This is a genomic window from Nocardia asteroides (genome assembly GCA_019930625.1).
In the GTDB taxonomy this organism is placed as follows: Bacteria; Actinomycetota; Actinomycetes; order Mycobacteriales; family Mycobacteriaceae; genus Nocardia; species Nocardia sputi.
In genome coordinates this window covers 1,510,929-1,531,008 of sequence record CP082844.1, presented here as the reverse complement: position 1 = coordinate 1,531,008, position 20,080 = coordinate 1,510,929, and the positions used below count along the sequence as shown (strand labels likewise).

The following is a 20,080-nucleotide window of genomic DNA, read 5'->3' as shown; positions in this document are numbered from 1 at the left end:
GGAATCGTCGCGGAGGCGCATCGGCTGGTCGGCGCGGCACAGGCGGCGCTCGCGAGCGAGCCGCGGCCGCGTGCCATGCTGGCCGACTGCGCCCGCCGATTGGATCAGCCGTTGCGCGTCGCGCTCGCCGGTTCGATCAAGGCGGGCAAATCGACCCTGCTGAATTCCCTTGTGGGACAAGACATCGCTCCCACCGACGCGACCGAGTGCACCAGGGTGGTCACCTGGTACCGGTACGGTTCGACACCCAGCGTGACGGCGTACGCCCCCGATGGCGCCCGCGCGCACGTCGTGGTCCGCCGCGGCAGCGGAACGCACGGGCTCACCTTCGACCTCGACCGGCTCAATTGGAATGTCCCGGCCCCGCGTGAGGTCGACCATCTCGAGGTCGAGTGGCCCGCCGCGGCGCTCGCGCACACCACCATCATCGACACCCCCGGTACGTCCTCGCTGTCGCGGGAGGTGTCGCTGCGAACAGCGCGCCTGTTGACACCAGGTGCGGACGACGAGCGGTCCGAGCAGGCAATCGCGATGCCGGGCGCCGACGCGGTCGTCTATCTGCTGCGCAGGCTGGACGCGACGGACGTGCAGTTCCTCGAGCGTGTGGGCGCCGGAACCGCCGTGGCCAACGGCGCCGCAGGCCCGCTCGGCATAGTCGGCGTGGTTTCCCGAGCCGACGAGATCGGGGCGGGCCGCATCGACGCACTGCACTCGGCGCGCGACGTCGCGACGCGTTTCGCGGGCGAACTGGAGCGAACAGGTCTGTGCCAGGCGGTGATCCCGGTCGCCGGGCTGCTCGCCTTCGCCGCGGCGACGCTGCGCCAGCAGGAGTTCGCGGCTTTCGAGACGCTGGCGCGTGTCCCGGTCGACGAGCTGAGCGCCGCGTTGCTCTCGGCGGACCGTTTCGCGCGTGCCGACGTGCCGCTGCCGGTGCCGCCGGAGCTGCGCGCGCAGCTCGCCGAGCGGTTCGGTTTGTTCGGCATCCGCATGGCGGTGACGTTGATCCGGCTCGGCGTGCGCGATTCGGCCACGCTCGCCGCCGAATTGACCGCCCGCAGCGGAGTGGACGAATTGCGCTCGGTGCTCGACGTTCAGTTCGGTCAGCGCGCCGACCAGCTCAAGGCGCATTCCGCGCTCACCGCGCTGGCCCGGGTGCTGACCGCCTACCGCGGCACCCCGGCCGACCGCCTGCTGCCGAGGGTGCGCACGTTGCTCGCGGACGTGCACGGATTCGCCGAGCTGCGCCTGCTCGGCCGCCTGCGCACCGACGAATTGACGCTGCCCGCCGACGATCTCGCCGAACTGCACCGCCTCATCGGTGGCTCCGGCATCGCACCCCACCTGCGTCTCGGCCTGCCGATCGACGCGCCGCTGCCCGCGCAGCGTGCCCAGGCGGTCGCCGCCGTCCGGAAGTGGCGTGCCCGGGCCCGCCACCCCCTCGCCGACCAGTTCACCGCCACGGCCTGCCTGACCGCCGCCCGCAGCGCGGAGGGCACCTTGAGCGTCCTGCCGGAATGATCCGCGGATGTCCCCGCGCCCGCACCGCTACAGCACCGTGACCTGCGGCGAAACGTTTCGCCGAACCGCGGCCGCGCCGCCGGTGTAGCCCCCTCGCGCCCGGGTATGCGCCCTGGTAGCGAGAGGAGGTAACGATGAGCCAAGAGGACGTCGTACACGAATTGCTCGTCCGCGCGGGCACGGGATATGCCGAGGAAGCGGGTATCACGCTCGATGACAAACCGGCCGCGCTTTTCCAGTTGCTGATGCTTTCCCAGCTGCTCAGCGCCCGCATCTCCGCCGATATCGCGATCGGGGCGACGCGAGAGCTGATCTGTAGCGGTTACCGGACACCGCACCGGGTCGCTGACGCGAGTTGGCAGGAGCTGGTCGATGCGCTGGGGCGGGGGAACTACCGCCGATACGACGAGAGCACCGCGACGAGGCTGAGCCACAACGCCTCCCGCGTACTCGATCGCTACCACGGTGACCTGCGGGAACTGGCGAAAAAGGCGGACAACGACCCGCAGCGCGCCGCGGAACTGCTCCAGGAGTTCGACGGCATCGGTCCTACCGGGGCCGATATCTTCCTGCGCGAGATCCAGGACGTCTGGTCGTGGGTCCGGCCGCACTTCGACGAGCGCGTACTGCGTGGCGCCAAGCGCGTGCAGCTGCCGGAAGACCCCGACCGGCTGGCGCGTCTGGCGCCGGACCACCACACCGCGGAACTCGCCGCCGCCCTGGTGCGGGTGACGCTGGACGAGAAAATCGCCGACGAGGTCCTCGCCGCCGCGCCCTGAGCGGCTCTCAGATCGGCGCGGCGCCGACACCACGCGGGTCGATCAGGATCTTCGCGTGGCGCTCCGGGTTGCCCAGGGCGGTGAAGGCGTCCGCCACGCCGTCCAGCCCGACGGTCCCGGTGATCAACGGGCTGGGATCGACTTTTCCCCCGGCGAGCATGTACAAGGTGTCACGGAACTCGCCGGGGTCGTAGCCGAGCACGAACCGCAGTTCGATTTCCTTGTTGATCGCCATCGCGGGATGGAAGCGGTCGGCCTCCATGCACACTCCGACCACGATCACGCGCGACAGCGGCGGTGCGGCCGTGAGGATCTGGTCGATGATCCCGGGTACGCCCACGCATTCGAAGATCACCGGTCCGGCCGGTCCCGCGTTCAACGTGTGCGCCAGCCGGAAGACGTACCACCATGGCAGGTTCGGAACCCGCCGCAGGCGGTCCATGGTGTCGAACCCGAGACCCAGGATGTCGGTGACGTCGTTGATCCGGCTCTTCTTCGGCGCGGCTGCCCACGGCGATTCCGTCGCCGGGTCGACCACGACATCCGCGCCGCACGCCGTGGCGAGTTCTCGCCGGCGCGGCGAGAAGTCGCTGGCGACAACGGTGCGCACGCCCGCGGCCTTCAGCATGCTGATCACCGCCAAGCCGATCGGCCCGCAGCCGATGACGAACGCGGTCTGTCCCTTGCCCACGCGGCCTCTGCGCACGGCGTGCCAGGCCACCGCCATGGGCTCGGTCAGCGCGGCGTGTTCCAGGGGCAGGCCGTTGGGCACCGGCATGGTCATCGATTCCTGGACCACCACCTGTTCGGCATAGCCGCCCGGCGCAGCGGCCGAGAGCCCCACCGGATGGGGTTGCTCGCCGTGCCGGACGATCGGGAGCGCGACGACCGGGGTTCCCCTCTTCCACCGCTTGCGGCAGCCGGGCCCGTAGTCGACCACGGTGCCGCTGAATTCGTGCCCGAGCACGACGCTCTGTTCCGAGCGCATGAAGTGTTCGTAGCCCGTGGCCACGGCCAGGTCGGCCAGTTCGTCGGCGTGGGTGCGCGCGTGCAGGTCCGAGCCGCAGATGCCGCAGCGCGCGACGTCGATCAGCAGTTGACCCGCGCCAGGCCGCGGCGTGGGCAGCCGCGCGACCTCGAACTCGGCAGCGGTGACGACGGCGGCCCTCATGGCGGCTCCTCGATGGACGGCGCGCGCGGGCGGCCCGGCCGGGACGCCCGTCGTCACCCTACTGCGCGGTGGCGCCCATCGTCGCTTCCTCCGCCGCGCGGCGATCGTAGTCGTCACGGGCGGAGGCGATTTCGTTCTGATGCGTCTCGGTCCAGGTGACCAGTGCGTTGATCGTGGCGTGCAGACTGGCGCCGAGCGGCGTCAGCGCGTATTCCACCCGCGGCGGGATCGTCGGGTACACGGTGCGCCGGACCAGTCCGTCGCGTTCCAGATGCCGCAGGGTCTTGGTGAGCATCCGCTGACTGACGCCGTCGATCGCCCGCTTCAGTTCGGTGAACCGCAGGCTGCGCTGGTCCAGCAGCGCGATAACCAGCAGCGACCACTTGTCGGCGACCCGGTCGAGGATCTGGCGCACCTCGCAGTCGGCCCTGGTGTCCCACTGCAGAACGTCGTAGTCGCCGTCATCGCAGCAGGAGGTCGTCGCCGAGGAGTCCATGACCGCCGATTCTGCCAGTTCGGACGACGGTATCAAGCGGGAACCGGCGACACCGCGGGGAACCGAGGGTGCGGACCGACGGCGGATGCGACACGCCTCGTGGTCGAGCCCGGCGTCTCGGGCCGACCCGAGAATTTTCCGGCTCCGTGCCGCCGTCCGGGAATTAATCGCGCGCGTCGCCCGTTGAGCTTTTCGACAAGATTGAGTGTGTAGGGCTCAAGTTTCGGTTGACTCCGGAACGCCCGCCGGGCAGGATTGAGCCGACCACGCTCAGTATTGCTGGGGCCGTGCTCCGTGAGGTGCTAGGGGCGAGGTCTCGCGGCGTCCTTCACCGGGCGTCGCAGGGCGGTTGTCCGCCTCGGCACCGACACACATAGGTACGTCAACTAGGAGGAACCACAATGGCTCGTGCGGTCGGAATCGACCTCGGGACCACGAACTCGGTCGTCGCCGTGCTCGAAGGCGGCGAGCCGGTCGTCGTCGCCAACTCGGAAGGATCGCGCACCACCCCGTCGATCGTCGCGTTCGCGAAGAACGGCGAGGTACTGGTCGGCCAGCCGGCCAAGAACCAGGCCGTCACCAACGTCGACCGCACCATTCGCTCCGTCAAGCGGCACATCGGCACCGACTGGACCGTCGAGATCGATGCCAAGAAGTACACGCCGCAGGAGATCAGCGCTCGCACGCTGATGAAGCTCAAGCGCGACGCCGAGGCCTACCTCGGTGAGGAGATCACCGACGCGGTCATCACCGTGCCCGCCTACTTCGAGGACGCCCAGCGGCAGGCCACGAAGGAAGCCGGGCAGATCGCGGGCCTGAACGTCCTGCGCATCGTCAACGAGCCCACCGCGGCGGCGCTGGCCTACGGCCTGGACAAGGGCGACAAGGAACAGACCATCCTGGTCTTCGACCTCGGTGGCGGCACCTTCGACGTCTCGTTGCTGGAAATCGGCGAGGGCGTCGTCGAGGTCCGCGCCACCTCCGGCGACAACCACCTCGGTGGTGACGACTGGGACGAGCGGGTCGTGCAGTGGCTGGTCGACAAGTTCAAGGCCAGCTCAGGCATCGACCTGACCAAGGACAAGATGGCCATGCAGCGGCTGCGTGAGGCCGCCGAGAAGGCGAAGATCGAGCTGAGCTCCTCGCAGAGCACCTCGATCAACCTGCCCTACATCACCGTCGACGCGGACAAGAACCCGCTGTTCCTCGACGAGCAGCTGACCCGCGCCGAGTTCCAGAAGATCACCTCCGATCTGCTGGACCGCACCCGGGCGCCGTTCCAGTCCGTGATCAAGGACGCGGGCATCAAGGTGTCCGACATCGACCACGTCGTGCTGGTCGGCGGTTCCACCCGTATGCCCGCCGTCTCCGATCTGGTCAAGGAACTGACCGGTGGCAAGGAGCCCAACAAGGGCGTGAACCCGGACGAGGTCGTCGCCGTCGGCGCCGCCCTGCAGGCCGGTGTGCTCAAGGGTGAGGTCAAGGACGTCCTGCTGCTCGACGTGACCCCGCTGTCGCTGGGCATCGAGACCAAGGGCGGCGTGATGACCAAGCTCATCGAGCGCAACACCACCATCCCGACCAAGCGCTCGGAGACCTTCACCACGGCCGACGACAACCAGCCGTCGGTGCAGATCCAGGTGTTCCAGGGTGAGCGCGAGATCGCCTCGCACAACAAGCTGCTCGGTTCCTTCGAGCTGACCGGCATCCCGCCGGCCCCGCGCGGCGTGCCGCAGATCGAGGTCACCTTCGACATCGACGCCAACGGCATCGTGCACGTCACCGCGAAGGACAAGGGCACCGGCAAGGAGAACACGATCAAGATCCAGGACGGCTCCGGCCTGTCCAAGGAAGAGATCGATCGGATGATCAAGGACGCCGAGGCGCACGCGGCCGAGGACAAGGCCCGCCGCGAGGAGGCCGAGACCCGCAACCAGGCCGAGTCGCTGGTGCACCAGACCGAGAAGTTCATCAAGGAGAACGAGGACAAGGTCCCCGCCGAGGTCAAGACCAAGGTCGAGGCGGCTATCGCCGAGGCGAACGAGGCGCTCAAGGGCACCGACATCGCCGCGGTGAAGGCGGCCGTCGAGAAGCTGGCGACCGAGTCGCAGGCCCTCGGCCAGGCCATCTACGAGGCCTCCGCCGCGGACGCCGCGGCGCAGGGCAACGGTGCTTCGAGCTCGGCGCAGGATGATGACCAGGTCGTGGACGCCGAGGTCGTGGACGAGCCGGTCGACACGGAGAAGAAGTGACCGAGGGCAACTCTGAGAAGGAGCCGATCACCTTCGTCGACAACCGGAAGATCGACCCGGAGACCGGTGAGATCCGGCAGCAGGCCGCGGACAACGGCGCCGCGGCCGCGCAGGCCCCGGAGTCGGGCAACGGTGCGGAGGCCGACAACGGCGGCGACGCCCAGGCGCTCGCCGACACCATCAGCGGCGAGCTCGCCGAGCGCACCGCCGACCTGCAGCGGCTGACCGCGGAGTACGCCAACTACCGGCGCCGGGTCGAGCGCGACCGCAAGGCCGCGATCGACTCCGCCAAGGCGTCGGTGGTCACCGAACTGCTCGGCGTGCTCGACGATCTCGACCGGGCGCGGGCGCACGGCGACCTGGAGTCCGGTCCGCTGAAGTCGGTGGCCGACAAATTGTCGGCCGCGCTGCTCAAGCAGGGCCTCGAGGAGTTCGGTTCGGAGGGCGAGCCTTTCGATCCGACCCTGCACGAGGCCGTGCAGCACGAGGGCTCCGGCCACGACCCGGTGATCGGCATCGTGATGCGCAAAGGCTATCGCTTTGGCGATAGGGTGCTTCGGCACGCGCTCGTCGGGGTAACCGACGGCGTAGCCGATGCGACGGAAACCCCTGACCAGCCGACCGAAGAGGCATCGGATGTTGATGCCGGCGCGAACGAACAATAAGGACGCGAGAGGAGGAGATGCTCGGTGAGCCAGCGGGAGTGGATCGAAAAGGACTTCTACAAGGAGCTGGGTATTTCCTCCGGCGCCTCGCAGGACGAGATCAAGAAGGCCTACCGCAAGCTCGCGCGTGACTTGCACCCGGACGCCAACCACGGTGACACCAAAGCCGAGGAGCGGTTCAAAGCCGTCAGCGAGGCGCATGCCGTGCTGTCGGATCCGGCCAAGCGCAAAGAGTACGACGACACCCGCAAGCTCTTCGCGGGTGGCGGTTACGGTCGCGGTGGGTTCGGTCCCGGTGCGGGTGGCGGCTTCTCGCAGGAATTCACCTTCGGGGACATCTTCGGCGGCGCGGGCGCCGCCGACGGTGGCCTCGGTGACCTGCTCGGTGGTCTGTTCAACCGGGGCGGCACGCGGACGTCGAGCCGCCCCCGGCGCGGCGCCGACGTGGAGACCGAGACGACGCTCGGTTTCCGCGAGGCCGCCCAGGGCGTCACGGTTCCGCTGCGGATGACCAGCCCGTCGCCGTGCACCACGTGCCACGGCAGCGGAGCCAAACCGGGCACGAGTCCGCGGGTCTGCCCGATCTGCAACGGCACCGGCGTCGTCAGCCGCAACCAGGGCGCGTTCGGCTTCAGCGAGCCGTGCGACGAGTGCCGTGGCAGCGGTTCGATCATCGACGACCCGTGCGTCGACTGTCACGGCAACGGCATCCAGAACCGCACGCGCACCATCACGGTGCGGATTCCCCCGGGAGTCGGTGACGGCCAACGGATCCGGCTGGCCGGCCAAGGCGAGGCGGGACTGCGCGGGGCGCCGTCGGGCGACCTCTTCGTCACCGTCCACGTCAGCCAGGACAAGGTCTTCGGCCGCAACGGCGACGACCTGACCTTGGTACTGCCGGTCAGTTACAGTGAATTGGTCCTGGGCACAACGGTTTCGGTGCCAACGCTGGACGGCCGGGTCGGCGTCAAGGTGCCCCCGGGCACCGCCGATGGTCGTATCCTGCGGGTGCGCGGCCGTGGCGTGCCCAAGCGTGGCGGCGGCGCGGGCGACCTGCTGGTGACGGTGAAGGTCGCGATACCGCAGAAGCTGGACGGTGACGCCGTGGAGGCGCTCAAGCGCTACCAGGAGGTGGAGCGGCTCAGCGGCTTCGATCCACGGGCGGGATGGGCAGGTGCGTGATGTCCTCTGAACCGAAGAACGCGTCCGGCGGGTCGCGCGCCGAGTTCTTCATGATCTCGGTGGCGGCCCAGCTGGCCGGCATGCACGCGCAGACGCTGCGCACGTATGACCGTCTGGGACTGGTCACGCCGCAACGCACTTCGGGCGGGGGGCGGCGCTACTCGGCCCGGGACGTGGAGCTGCTGCGCGAGGTGCAGCGGCTGTCCCAGGACGAGGGCGTCAACCTGGCGGGCATCAAGCGCATCATCGAACTGACCAATCAGGTGGAAGAGCTGCGCAACCAGGTCGCGGACCTGACGGCGGAGCTGGAGCGAATGCGCGCCGGGTACCGTCCCGATCTCTCGCCGCCGCAGCGCAGTACGGCGTTGGTCGTCTGGCAGCCTCGGCATCGTCGTGAGGACGGCAGGCACCGGCGATAACCGGCACGACGACGGCCCCGGCCTCGGTCGCACACCGCGATTCGAGGCCGGGGCCTTCGTCGTTTCGGGAGCCGGAATCACCCTGTATTTGCTGACGGTAAACCAGAACATGTTCGGCAGAGGTCATGTGGCGAAAGTTATTTCGTTGTCGAATCAATTGGGATTGCTCACCATAGACCGGATCACGGTAACGGTGCGGTATGCCCGGTTTGCTTTACGTGTGGCGATATGCATGTTGCCCTGATGTCGCTAGAACAGACCAGTCGCTATGGAATTTCCCAAGCGGCCGTTGCCAATTCGCCGTGAACGCGACCGAATTCATGCCAGATCCACCGTCGTGCAGTCGGTTTCTCTGGCGTGTCTCGCCGGGCGACCTCGTTTCGACAGAATTACACGCGTGATGTTCCTCCGAAAGATTCCGTTGCTGGCAAACCTCGCCTACACTCCTTTCCGTCGGCTGCTGTCGAGTGGCCCGCAGCACCTCACTCGCCGGCATGGTTCGTGAACGAGTGCGAAATGGGGTTGTGACGGCAATGGATTCGCGCACTGTCGCTTTGATCAGAACCACGTTCAAGGCAGTTGCTGCGGAGGACGGGGGACCGGAGAAACTGGCGAGATCGTTCTACGCGATCTTGTTCACCGATTACCCGCATGTCCGCGATTTCTTTCCCGCCGCGATGGACGCCCAGCGCGATCGCCTGGTCAAGGCCATCTCCTACGCGCTGGACCGGTTGGAGGAGCCCGACAAGCTCCTGCCTTTCCTCGCCCAACTCGGTAGGGACCATCGCAAGTACGGCGTGCAGCCGGCGCACTACACCGCCGTGTCCACCGCGCTGAAGACCGCCGTCAAGGTGTTCGCGGGCACGGAGATGTGGACCGACGAGGTCGACCGGGCCTGGGACGAGGGCCTGAAGATCATCGCCGACACCATGATCGGCGCGGCGGAGAAGGAGGCCACGCCGCCGGTGTGGACCGGCACCGTGATCGAGCGGCGTGAGGTGCTGCGCAACCTGGTCGTCGTCCGGCTGCAACTGGACCAGCCGATGCACTACGCGGCGGGTCAGTACCTGAGCGTGCAGATCCCCTCGCGGCCGCGCATGTGGCGCTATCTCTCGCCCGCGGTGCCCGCGAATGCCAACGGGGAGATCGAGTTCCACGTCCGGAGCGTGCTGGGCGGTTGGGTCAGTTCGGCCGTCGTCGGCCAGACCGTCGTCGGCGACCAGTGGCTGCTCGGCTCACCACTCGGCGGGCTCGGCGTTCCGCGCAACATCAAACGCAAGATGCTGATGGTCGGCTGCGGCACCGGCATCGCGCCGCTGCGGGCACAACTGATGTCGATGGCGATGCGGCGGACCAATCCGAAGGTGCACCTGTTCGTCGGCGGTCACCACCCGTGCGACCTCTACGACCTGGAAACGCTGAGCAAGCTGGCGATGGCCAACCGCTGGCTCACCGTCACGCCGGTCAGTGAGCACGACGAAAACCCGTGGTGGTACACCGAACCCGACGAGCCCCGCACCACATGGCCCGGTCTGGAACCCCGAGTCACCGGCCAGATCGGCAAGGTCGTCGCGAGCTTCGGCGCCTGGTCCGACCGCGACGTGCAGATCGCCGGTTCCCCATCGATGGTGCAGACCACGAAGTTCCGCCTCATGGCAGCGGGAACGCTCGCGAAGAACATCCGCCACGATCCGCTGTACTGATCACAGGCCCTCGAATTGGATCCGCTCCGGGGGAGTTCCCGTTTCCAGGAGGCGGTCCACTGTGGTCTGGACCATGGCCGGTGAGCCGCAGACCAGCACTTGGTGCTCGAGGAATGCGCCATGGGAGCCCAGGACGTCGGCGAGCGTCCCGTACAGCATGTCGTCGGGCGGGAAGCCGATGTCGACGCGGGACTGCTCGTACCACTCATCGACCCAGTCCGGGTCCTCCGGACTCTCGACCACCGGAATCACGGTGAGCCAAGGTAATTCGGCGGCCAGCAGGAAGAGCATGTCCGAGGCGTACAGGTCGCGGGGGGATCGCCCGCCGATGAACAGATAGGTGGGCGGTGGCGACGGCTTGCGGGCCAGCTCCAGGATCTGCGCGCGCATCGGCGCCAATCCCGTGCCACCCGCGATCATCACCACTTCGTCGCCGTCGGGGTCGACCCAGAACCCGCCGAGCGGAGCGCCGATGCGCCACTCGTCGCCCGGCTGGGTGTCGGCCACGATCGCGCCGCTGCACCAGCCGCCCGGCACCGTGCGCACGTGGAATTCCAGCTTGCCGTCCAGTGACGGCGGCAGCGCGGGTGAGAGCCTGCGCCGCACACCGGGGTGCTGCGGCACCCGCACCTCGACCGATTGCCCCGCGGCGAACGGCACGAATTCGCCGATCAGGCGGATCACCGCGAGATCGTGCCGTAACCGGTGATGACCGACGACGGTCGAAGTCCACTCCGGCGCCTGATCCGCACCGTTACCGAGCGTGCTCGGGTCCCCCAACGGGGCCTCCTTCGTTACACAGGGTCGCAGCTGATGTTCTGCTCCGGCGTGCCGACCGCGATGAGCGCGCGCCGGGTGTCCGCGATCATCCGGGCCGATCCCGCGATCTGGATCTGCCGGTCCTCCCACGCGCCGAAGCTCGCGACCACGGCGCCAAGATTACCGATCAGGCGCCGGTGCATGCCGTACGGTGCGTCCTGCGGCGGATGCGGGTACCACCACGGGTTGGTCTTCTGCTCGCACACCGGAACGATGGTCAGCCATGGGTTGCTCTGCGAGAGCTGCCACATGTTCTCCACGTCGTACAGGTCGCAGGGGTAGCGGCCGCCGATGAAGAAGTGCACCCGCGGGTTGATGCCGCGCTGGCCCATTTCGATCAGCTGTGCGCGCAGTGGGGCGATGCCGGTGCCCGCGCCGATCATGAGCACGTCGCGCCCGCTGTCCCGGTCGACGCGCAGGCCGCCGAGCGGGCCGGCGATCTGCCACCGGTCGCCCACCCTGGTCTCGTTGACGATCGCGGGGCTCACCCAGCCGCCGCGAATCTTGCGCACGTGGAACTCGATCTCGCCATAGGGGTTGGACGGGATCGCCGGGGAGAAATAACGCCACATCTTGGGACGCTGCGGAATCGTGACCGGCACGTACTGCCCGGCCTGGTAGGGCACCGGACCGTCGGATTGCAGCCGCACGATGGCCAGGTCCTCCAGCACGCGGCGATGGCCGACCACCGTGGCCTCCCACACCGGCTGCGACTTGTCGGAGTTGGCGCCGATGGCCATGGACGCGGAGATCAGGATGGTGATGTCGCGCCAGCCCTCCTCCAAGCCGCGATTCCAGGCCACGCCGTTGTAGGCGCGGAACGCCGCGAGCAGCGCACGGCCGGCGATGTCGTAATGCGCGGCCTCGACGCCGTACTTGCGGTGGTCGCGGGCGAGCTGCTCCAGGAATGCCTGCGCCCGCTCCCAGTCCTCCAGGTGATCGAGCACGTACTGGATCGCCGTGGCGATGCGCTTGGCTTGCATCTCCATGACCGGTGGGAACAATTCGCGCAGCCGGGGATCCTCGGCGAACAAATGTCCGTAGAACGCACTGACCAACCGCTCGGGTCCATTCGGCGACTCGGTCACCGAACGAAAATTGGCGCGGACCAGCGCAGCCGAACGCGCATCCACGACGTGGAGCTTCCTTTCCCTCAGTTCTGCCCGGGGACATACCCGTTACCGGCGGTCTCCCGCCGACAAGTATCCCCGAAAATGCCGTGGTCGTGTGGGTATAGGCGTACCTTCGCCTCCGCTGCGGCCGGGCGCGGGCTGGAGACGGACTACGTCCGACCGCGCCGTCGGTGCCGTGAGACCCGGCCACACGGTAATCGGTGGGCAAACGACGAATGTCGCTGACCCGTCATGGACCGTCGCCGCGACCCCTCCGGCGTGCCCAGACGCTTGTTCCCGGAAGGTCAGGTCCCGGCGCCGGTACGGACCGCAGGCACGACCTGCTCGGTATAACGACGGATCTGCTCGACCGGTTCCCCCTCGGTCGGCCAGAAGACGAATCCGTCTATCCGCTGGTCGCGGTGCAGTGTCAGCAGATCGTCGGCCCACCGCTCGGGTGGACCGTCCAGGAAGCCGTGATCGGCCCCGTCCGCCGTGATGTGCCCGGACACGTTCAACACCCGCCGCACGGCCAGCGGGTCCCGGTCCGCCGCCGCGGCGGCGTCATCGATCCGGCTGCCCGCCTCGGCGAGGAACTCCGGTGGCGCCCACGCGGACGACGGCACCCAGCCGTCGGCGACCCGACCGGTGAGCTCGAGCATGCGCGGCCCCTTCGCGCCTAGCCAGATGCCGGGATCGTGCCGCGGCTGGGGACCGGGGTGCGCGCCCGCGAGGGAGTAGAAGGCGCCGGGCACCCGCACCGATCGCGCGTCGCTCCACATGGCCCGGATCACCGCGATCGCCTCGGCCAGGGCGCGCACCGCCTCGCCGCCGGTCCGGCGCGGCCCGCCCATTCCGGCGACGGCGTCCCAGAACGCGCCCGCGCCGAGGCCGAGCTGGATCCGGCCGTCGCTGATGATGTCGAGCGAGGCCACCGCTTTCGCCAGCAGCGCGGGCTGGCGCAGCGGCAGGTTCGCCACGTCAGGGAAGAAGGTGATCCGCTCGGTCCGCGCGGCGAGAGTGGTGATCAGCGTCCAGGTGTCCAAGAAGCGGCGCTGGTAGGGGTGGTCCTGGATCCCGATCAGGTCGAGTCCGGCAACGTCGGCGTACGCGCTCAGTTCGGCGAGCCGGCGGAAGTCGTCGGCCTCGGGAATCAGGAACAAGCCGAATTGGGGTGCTCGGTTGCTCATCGCACACCTCCGGGTGGTCTCGCGGGACGCCGGCCCGCACTGTGGGCCGGTACGGCTCAGATGGCGAGCACGGTCTTCCCGCGCGCGCCCCGCGCTCCGATGACCGCGGGTCCCTCCGCGAGCGGGACGGTCGCGTCGATCGGCACGACCACGTCCCCCGCCGCGACACGCTGGATCAGCCGGGCCAGCTCCGGCGCCTTGCCCTTGGATTCGATATTGCCGCCCCGCAGCGACCGCGCGCGCAACGCGTCCTCGTCGGCGGCGAAGGTGGTGGAGTAGACGGTGCCGCCGTCGCGGACGAGCGTGGTCAGCTCCGCGAGCGCTTCGGGCGTGCTCACCAGGTCGAACAGGACGTCGATGCCGTCGGGATGCGCGGCGGCGACCTGGTCGCGTACCGGGGCCGCGGTGTAGTCCACCGTCTCGGCCGCACCCAGCCTGGTCATCTGATCGGCGGAGCTGCCCCGCGCCGTGGCGATGACGCGTGCGCCCGCGATATTGGCCAGTTGCACCAGGAAGGAGCCGACGCCGCCGGTCGCGCCCACGATCAGCACGGTCTGGCCGGGCCGGATCTGGGTGGCGTCCACGAGATCCTGGGCGGTGACTCCGGCTGTCGGCAGCGCCGCGGCGGCGACGGTCGGCACGCCCGGCGGGATCGGCACCAGCGTGCCGCCTTCGGGCAGCACCGCGTACTCGGCGAAGCTGCCGTGCCCCACCGGTGGTGTGAGGAATTTGCCGACCACCCGGTCGCCGACGGCGAAGCGGCTGACGCCCTCGCCGATCGTTGCGACCGTGCCCGCGCCGTCCACCCCGAGGATCATGGGAAAGTCGTGGGGTAGTCGGCCGTCCAGGATCCCGGAGGCCATGCGCTGGTCGAAGGGGTTCACCCCGGCCGCCTGGAGTTGAACCCGCACGCTTCCCGGCCCGGGTTCCGGCATCGGCATCTCGGCCAGTTCCGGCGTCGCTCCGAACTTCCGTACCACGATCGCGCGCATCCATTCGCTCCTTGATTCGGGGTGAAGAGTGATGCAACAAAGTGACGGCCGTGGTCATCGTAGGCATCCGAACCCCGCCGACGTGCGGAATCATCGCTTCGGCGGTGTCGCGGGCGTCGCATTCGCCCGTGTCGGGGCGTAGCGTTCGACTCGATCCGGCGGTGCGGGACCGGCGCGCCGAAGAAATTGAAACTTGAGCGGAACAGACTCAACCTTTCCAACGTTGGACGGTAAGGAACGGCGCCGAGCCGAAGAAGCGGCCAGACGAAGCGAGGGTGAGCCTCGGGGTACGCACTGGACGATCGCGCTCGGCGCCGTGGAATCGACTAGTAGGAAGGTGACTCGTGGACTCGTTCAATCCCACCACCAAGACCCAGGCGGCTCTGACGGCCGCTTTGCAGGCGGCCTCCGCCGCGGGCAACCCGGAGATTCGTCCGGCGCACTTGCTGGTGGCGTTGCTGGACCAGACCGACGGCATCGCCGCGCCCTTGCTGAAGGCCGTCGGAACGGACCCGGCGACCGTGCGCCGCGAGGCCCAGGACATCGTGGACCGGCTGCCGCGGGCCACCGGCGCCACCACGGCGCCGCAGCTGGGCCGCGAGGCCCTCGCCGCGATCACCGCGGCGCAGCGTCTGGCCACCGAGCTGGGTGACGAGTACGTCTCCACCGAGCACGTGATGGTCGGTCTCGCCGCAGGCGACTCCGATGTCACGATGCTGCTCACCAAATACGGTGCCACCGCCGACGCGCTGCGTGCGGCGTTCACCGCCGTACGCGGCAGCGCCCGTGTCACCAGCCCCGATCCGGAGGGCAGCTACCAGGCGCTGGAGAAGTACTCCACCGATCTCACCGCCGCCGCCCGCTCCGGCAAGCTCGACCCGGTCATCGGCCGGGATACCGAGATCCGCCGGGTGGTGCAGGTCCTGAGCCGACGCACCAAGAACAACCCGGTGCTGATCGGCGAGCCGGGCGTCGGTAAGACGGCCATCGTCGAGGGACTCGCTCAGCGCATCGTGGCGGGCGACGTCCCCGAATCGTTGCGCGGCAAATCGGTCGTGGCGCTGGATCTCGGCGCGATGGTCGCGGGGGCGAAGTACCGCGGCGAATTCGAGGAGCGCCTCAAGGCCGTGCTGGAGGACATCAAGAACAGTGCGGGCCAGATCATCACCTTCATCGACGAGCTGCACACCATCGTCGGTGCGGGCGCCACCGGCGAGTCGGCGATGGACGCGGGCAACATGATCAAGCCGATGCTGGCCCGCGGCGAGCTGCGCCTGGTCGGCGCGACCACCCTGGATGAGTACCGCAAGCACGTCGAGAAGGACGCCGCCTTGGAGCGGCGCTTCCAGCAGGTCCTGGTCGGCGAGCCGTCGGTGGAGGACACCATCGGAATCCTGCGCGGCATCAAGGATCGCTACGAGGTGCACCACGGCGTGCGCATCACCGACTCCGCGCTGGTCGCCGCGGCCACGCTGTCGGACCGCTACATCACCTCCCGGTTCCTGCCGGACAAGGCGATCGACCTGGTCGACGAGTCGGCCTCGCGGTTGCGGATGGAGATCGACTCCCGACCGGTGGAGATCGACGAGGTGGAGCGCGCGGTGCGCAGGCTGGAGATCGAGGAGGTCGCGCTCGCCAAGGAGACCGACGAGGCCTCCAAGCAGCGGCTGGAGAAACTGCGGGCCGAACTCGCCGACGGCAGGGAGAAGCTCAACCAGCTGACCACCCGCTGGCAGAACGAGAAGAACGCGATCGACCAGGTGCGCACGCTCAAGGAGCAACTGGAGGCGCTGCGCGGCGAGTCCGAACGCGCCGAGCGCGACGGTGACCTGGGCAAGGCGGCCGAGCTGCGCTACGGCCGGATTCCGGCGCTGGAGAAGCAGCTCGCCGAGGCCGAAAAGGTCTCGGCGACAGCCGGTGACGGCGAGGTCATGCTCAAGGAGGAGGTCGGCCCGGACGACATCGCCGAGGTGGTGTCCTCGTGGACCGGCATCCCGGTGGGCCGGATGCTGGAAGGGGAGACGCAGAAGCTGCTGCGCATGGAGGAGGAGCTGGGGCGTCGCGTGGTCGGCCAGACCGAGGCGGTGCAGGCGGTGTCCGACGCGGTGCGCCGGGCGCGGGCGGGCGTCGCCGACCCGAACCGCCCGACCGGCTCGTTCATGTTCATCGGCCCGACCGGCGTCGGCAAGACCGAGCTGGCGAAAGCGTTGGCGGACTTCCTGTTCGACGACGAACGCGCCATGGTCCGCATCGACATGAGCGAGTACAGCGAGAAGCACTCCGTCGCCCGGCTGGTCGGCGCCCCGCCCGGTTACGTCGGTTACGACCAGGGCGGTCAGCTCACCGAGGCGGTGCGGCGCAGGCCCTACACGGTGGTGCTGTTCGACGAGATCGAGAAGGCGCACCCGGACGTGTTCGACATCCTGCTGCAGGTGCTCGACGAGGGCAGGCTCACCGATGGACAAGGCCGCACGGTGGACTTCCGCAACACCATCCTCATCCTGACCTCCAACCTGGGCGCCGGCGGTGATCGCGAGTTCGTCATGAACGCGGTGCGTTCGGCGTTCAAGCCGGAGTTCCTCAACCGCCTCGACGACGTGGTCATGTTCCACTCCCTCGACGAGGAGCAGCTCGAGCGCATCGTCGACATCCAGCTAGAGCAGCTGCAGAAGCGGCTGACGCAGCGCAGGCTGAAGCTGGAGGTCAGCGACTCGGCGCGGTTCTGGCTCGCCGTGCGCGGCTACGACCCCGCCTACGGCGCGCGCCCGTTGCGCAGGCTGATCCAGCAGGCCATCGGCGACTCCCTCGCCAAGGAACTGCTGGCGGGCGAGATCTCCGACGGCGACAGCGTCAAGGTGGCCGTCAGCCCCGACGGCGACGGACTGATCGTCGGGAGATGAGACGAGGAGGGTAGGCGGACTCGCTCCGGGCAGCGCTGGGAGCGAGGCCGCCTACTTGCGGGCGCGGGCGACCGAACGGACCTACGCTGGAGCGCATGACCAACCCGAACGATCCATGGGGGCAGCGGCCGGAGGAGGCGCCGACCGAACACCTGGGCTCGCCGGGCAAGTCCGGGTACGGGGATCCGACGCACACCACGCAGTACCACGACGCGTACGGCACCGGTGCTCCGTCGGAGTACCCCCCGACGCAGCAATACGGCTCCTGGGGCCCGCCGGGGACGAACGCGACGCGAGAGTTCCCGCCCTACGACTCCCAGTGGACCGCCTATCCCGACAGTGGCGGTGATCGGTGGTCGGGTACGGCGCCGCCGCCCGGTGGTGGATTGCCGCCCCGGCCGCCGGAGCCGCCGCGGCGCAATACCGGCCTGTGGATCGCCCTGGCGATCGGCGTCGTGCTGTTGATCGGTGCGATCGGCGTTGTCGCGGGCGTGCTGCTCGGCGGCAGCGATTCCGGTCCGTCCGACACGGCGGCCGCCTCGACGGCGCCCGCCACCACGAGGCCATTGCCCGGCACCAGGACCGCTCCGCCGAGCCCGCCGAGCGGGCTGCCGGGCGTGCCAGGCCTGGGCGACGTCGAAGGACTCGGCGCGACCATGGGCACCATCACCGCCAACGACGGCGGCACCTTGACGGTGAGTTCGGTGATGGGCAACACAATTACGGTGCGCACCGACGCGAACACCCAGGTGATCGCGTTGTCGGGCACCGAAGTGTCCGATCTGCCCCCCGGTGAGCTCGTGCTGATCCAGGGCGACAAGGCGCCGGACGGTTCCATCCAGGCCAAGGTCATCATCGGTACCTCGCTGCCCGGCGGCGGACGATGAGCCGACCCGAGTGCCTTTCGCGCGCAGCGGCGCCCATTCGTCCCGGGAGCGGCCGCCGCGGTTTCGCTCGGCCCGGCGCGGGGGTAATGACGGACCATGTCCGGCCGGGACCATTAGGCTAGGCGTCGATGACGGCAATGTGGTTCGGGTTGGCGGCGGTCGCGCTCGTGGGCGCGATCGTGTTGCTGTATTTCGATCGGCTCCAGCGGCAGCGGACCGGTCACGCGCGACAGGTCTGGGCGAAGTCGCAGGGCTATACCTACGTGTCCGTGGAACCCGCGCTGCCGTCGACGTGGCGGCGTGGCGCGCTGGCCAAACTGGGCTATCTCTCCGCGGTCGACGTCGTCTCCGGCATCCGCAAGGGCGAGAAGTTCGTGCTGTTCGACCTGGAGGATTCCGCGACCCTGGTCGCGGTCCGCCGCCAGATCGGCTCGGACATCGACGTGGACATGCGGTTGAAGACGGCCTCGCCGCCCAAGGACCACGATCTGGAACTGCTCGGCGCCATCGGCGACCGTGTGGTCTTCGCGACCAATCCCGAAATCGCCAGGCACGCCGTCGATCAGCGCATGGTCGCGTTCATCGAGGCGCTGCCCGACACCGTGCAGATGCTCTGGAGCGAGGGCAACTGGACGCTGGGCATGCTGCTGGTCGGCACCACTCCGAAGGACTGGGAGAGCGCGATCGACGCGGTGCTGCGCCTGTCCGGCCTGCTGCACGTGCTGCCGCCGGTCAGCGAGCCGCGCTTCGACGACGGCGGGCACGATCCTGGCCGTCCGCGGCCACGCGAGCGCCAGCGGGGCGAGAACGCTCGCAACATCGACGACGACGCCGCGGACCGGTCGCGCGCAGACGACGTGGACGACGAACGTCCCGGCGACGACTCCCACTCGGACGACCGTGCGGACGAGCCGGGTCCCGAACCCGCCCGTCGCCCCTCGCTCGCCGTGGTGCCGAACGCCCGTGCCCGCGCGCGCCAGGACGAGAAGACTCGGGCACGCGGGGAGCGCGACGAGCGCGCCGCCGCCGAGGGCCGGTCCGACGCGGAGTCGCGGCAGCGGCCCTCGGACCCGCCCGGCGGACCGTTCCATCCCGGATTCCGCCCCTACCAGGGACCCGTGCCGAAGTGACCGGCCGCGCGCCCACCGCAGTCGGGCCCGCGCGACTGCGAACGATCGCGCGGTCATGACCGAGCACCCACATCCCAGGCTGCCCGGCGCCACCCGCCCGGTGGCCTTGATCACCGGGCCGACCTCGGGCATCGGCCACGGTTACGCGACGCGCCTGGCCTCGCTCGGCTACGACCTGGTGCTGGTCGCCCGGGACGAGCGGCGGCTCGCGGCCCTCGCGACCGACATGGAACTGCGCTTCGGCACCCGCTCGCAGATACTCGTCGCCGACCTGGCCCGGCCCGAGGATCGGGAGCAGGTCGCGGCACGGCTGTCCGACGGCGTCGAATTCCTGGTCAACAACGCGGGTTTCGCGCACTCGGGGGAGTTCTGGACGTTGCCGCCCGAGCAGTTGCAGGCGCAACTCGACGTCAACGTCACGTCGGTGGTGCGGCTCACCAGGGCCGCGCTGCCGTCGATGATCGCGGCGGCGAACGGTTGCGTCGTCAACGTGGCCAGTGTCGCGGGCCTGATCCCCGGACGAGGGTCGACGTATTCGGCGTCCAAGGCCTACGTCGTATCCTTCACCGAAGGGTTGGCAGGGGGATTGGCCGGAACCGGAGTCCGGGTCCAAGCCCTGTGCCCGGGATTCGTCCGCACGGAATTTCATCGGCGAGCAGGCATCGAGATGTCCTCGCTGCCGAAAGCGTTGTGGCTGAGCGTCGACCAGGTAGTCGCCGGCTCACTGCGTGATCTGGAGAAGGGCCGGGTGCTCAGCGTGCCCGGTATGCAGTACAAAGCGCTCACTACCGTCGCCGGAATGATCCCGCGAACCCTGGGGGCCCGGCTCAATCGCGGGCTGTTCAACGCACGCGGAAGGACTTGA

Annotated in this window: 17 protein-coding genes; 11 read left to right on the top strand and 6 right to left on the bottom strand. The window is 69.0% G+C overall.

Annotated elements, in window-relative coordinates:
• Positions 1-75: 75 nt before the first annotated feature.
• Positions 76-1,518, top strand: a complete 1,443-nt coding sequence (locus tag K8O92_07205; GenBank protein ID UAK35499.1) for a dynamin family protein — start codon at positions 76-78, stop codon at positions 1,516-1,518.
• 134 nt (positions 1,519-1,652) lie between these two features.
• Complete coding sequence (locus K8O92_07200; protein UAK33715.1) at positions 1,653-2,297, top strand: endonuclease; 645 nt, start codon at positions 1,653-1,655, stop codon at positions 2,295-2,297.
• 7 nt (positions 2,298-2,304) lie between these two features.
• Here the strand turns inward: K8O92_07200 and K8O92_07195 are convergent, their stop codons facing one another.
• Both K8O92_07195 and K8O92_07190 read right to left on the bottom strand, forming a co-directional pair.
• A complete protein-coding gene (locus K8O92_07195; protein ID UAK33714.1) occupies positions 2,305-3,468 on the bottom strand; it encodes a zinc-binding dehydrogenase in 1,164 nt (387 codons plus the stop codon).
• Positions 3,469-3,526: 58 nt separating this feature from the next.
• On the bottom strand, positions 3,527-3,964 hold the full coding sequence (locus K8O92_07190; protein UAK33713.1) for a helix-turn-helix transcriptional regulator: 438 nt from the start codon (positions 3,962-3,964) through the stop codon (positions 3,527-3,529).
• Positions 3,965-4,365: 401 nt separating this feature from the next.
• Here K8O92_07190 and dnaK point away from each other — a divergent pair, with 401 nt between their 5' ends.
• From dnaK to K8O92_07165, 5 genes are all read left to right on the top strand, one after another.
• On the top strand, positions 4,366-6,216 hold the full coding sequence (gene dnaK / locus K8O92_07185; protein ID UAK33712.1) for a molecular chaperone DnaK: 1,851 nt from the start codon (positions 4,366-4,368) through the stop codon (positions 6,214-6,216).
• Positions 6,213-6,881 (top strand): nucleotide exchange factor GrpE, encoded by a 669-nt coding sequence (grpE, locus tag K8O92_07180; protein UAK33711.1) that lies wholly within the window; start codon positions 6,213-6,215, stop codon positions 6,879-6,881. The genes dnaK and grpE overlap by 4 nt, the downstream gene beginning before the upstream one ends.
• A 24-nt stretch (positions 6,882-6,905) precedes the next feature.
• On the top strand, positions 6,906-8,063 hold the full coding sequence (gene dnaJ, locus K8O92_07175) for a molecular chaperone DnaJ (GenBank protein UAK33710.1): 1,158 nt from the start codon (positions 6,906-6,908) through the stop codon (positions 8,061-8,063).
• Positions 8,063-8,482, top strand: coding sequence for a helix-turn-helix transcriptional regulator (locus K8O92_07170; GenBank protein UAK33709.1), 420 nt, complete (start codon positions 8,063-8,065; stop codon positions 8,480-8,482). The genes dnaJ and K8O92_07170 overlap by 1 nt, the downstream gene beginning before the upstream one ends.
• A 533-nt stretch (positions 8,483-9,015) precedes the next feature.
• Positions 9,016-10,185, top strand: coding sequence for a flavoprotein (locus K8O92_07165; GenBank protein UAK33708.1), 1,170 nt, complete (start codon positions 9,016-9,018; stop codon positions 10,183-10,185).
• On the opposite strand, the gene K8O92_07160 is transcribed toward K8O92_07165, so the two are convergent.
• The 4 genes from K8O92_07160 to K8O92_07145 form a co-directional block, all read right to left on the bottom strand.
• On the bottom strand, positions 10,186-10,965 hold the full coding sequence (locus K8O92_07160; GenBank protein ID UAK33707.1) for an oxidoreductase: 780 nt from the start codon (positions 10,963-10,965) through the stop codon (positions 10,186-10,188).
• A 14-nt stretch (positions 10,966-10,979) separates the two neighbouring features.
• Positions 10,980-12,137 carry a flavoprotein gene (locus K8O92_07155; GenBank protein ID UAK33706.1) on the bottom strand — a complete coding sequence of 386 codons (1,158 nt, stop codon included), beginning with the start codon at positions 12,135-12,137 and terminating at the stop codon, positions 10,980-10,982.
• Between the two features lie 284 nt (positions 12,138-12,421).
• Positions 12,422-13,306 carry an LLM class flavin-dependent oxidoreductase gene (locus K8O92_07150; protein ID UAK33705.1) on the bottom strand — a complete coding sequence of 295 codons (885 nt, stop codon included), beginning with the start codon at positions 13,304-13,306 and terminating at the stop codon, positions 12,422-12,424.
• 56 nt (positions 13,307-13,362) lie between these two features.
• Complete coding sequence (locus K8O92_07145; GenBank protein UAK33704.1) at positions 13,363-14,298, bottom strand: NADP-dependent oxidoreductase; 936 nt, start codon at positions 14,296-14,298, stop codon at positions 13,363-13,365.
• 344 nt (positions 14,299-14,642) lie between these two features.
• Here K8O92_07145 and clpB point away from each other — a divergent pair, with 344 nt between their 5' ends.
• From clpB to K8O92_07125, 4 genes are all read left to right on the top strand, one after another.
• Entirely contained in the window at positions 14,643-17,198 is a 2,556-nt protein-coding gene (clpB, locus tag K8O92_07140) for an ATP-dependent chaperone ClpB (protein UAK33703.1), read from the top strand.
• A gap of 95 nt (positions 17,199-17,293) precedes the next feature.
• The gene (locus tag K8O92_07135; protein UAK33702.1) at positions 17,294-18,085 is read left to right on the top strand and encodes a DUF5666 domain-containing protein; all 792 of its coding nucleotides are present in this window, start codon (positions 17,294-17,296) and stop codon (positions 18,083-18,085) included.
• A 137-nt stretch (positions 18,086-18,222) separates the two neighbouring features.
• Positions 18,223-19,215, top strand: coding sequence for a hypothetical protein (locus K8O92_07130; protein ID UAK35498.1), 993 nt, complete (start codon positions 18,223-18,225; stop codon positions 19,213-19,215).
• A gap of 55 nt (positions 19,216-19,270) precedes the next feature.
• The gene (locus K8O92_07125) at positions 19,271-20,080 is read left to right on the top strand and encodes an SDR family NAD(P)-dependent oxidoreductase (GenBank protein UAK33701.1); all 810 of its coding nucleotides are present in this window, start codon (positions 19,271-19,273) and stop codon (positions 20,078-20,080) included.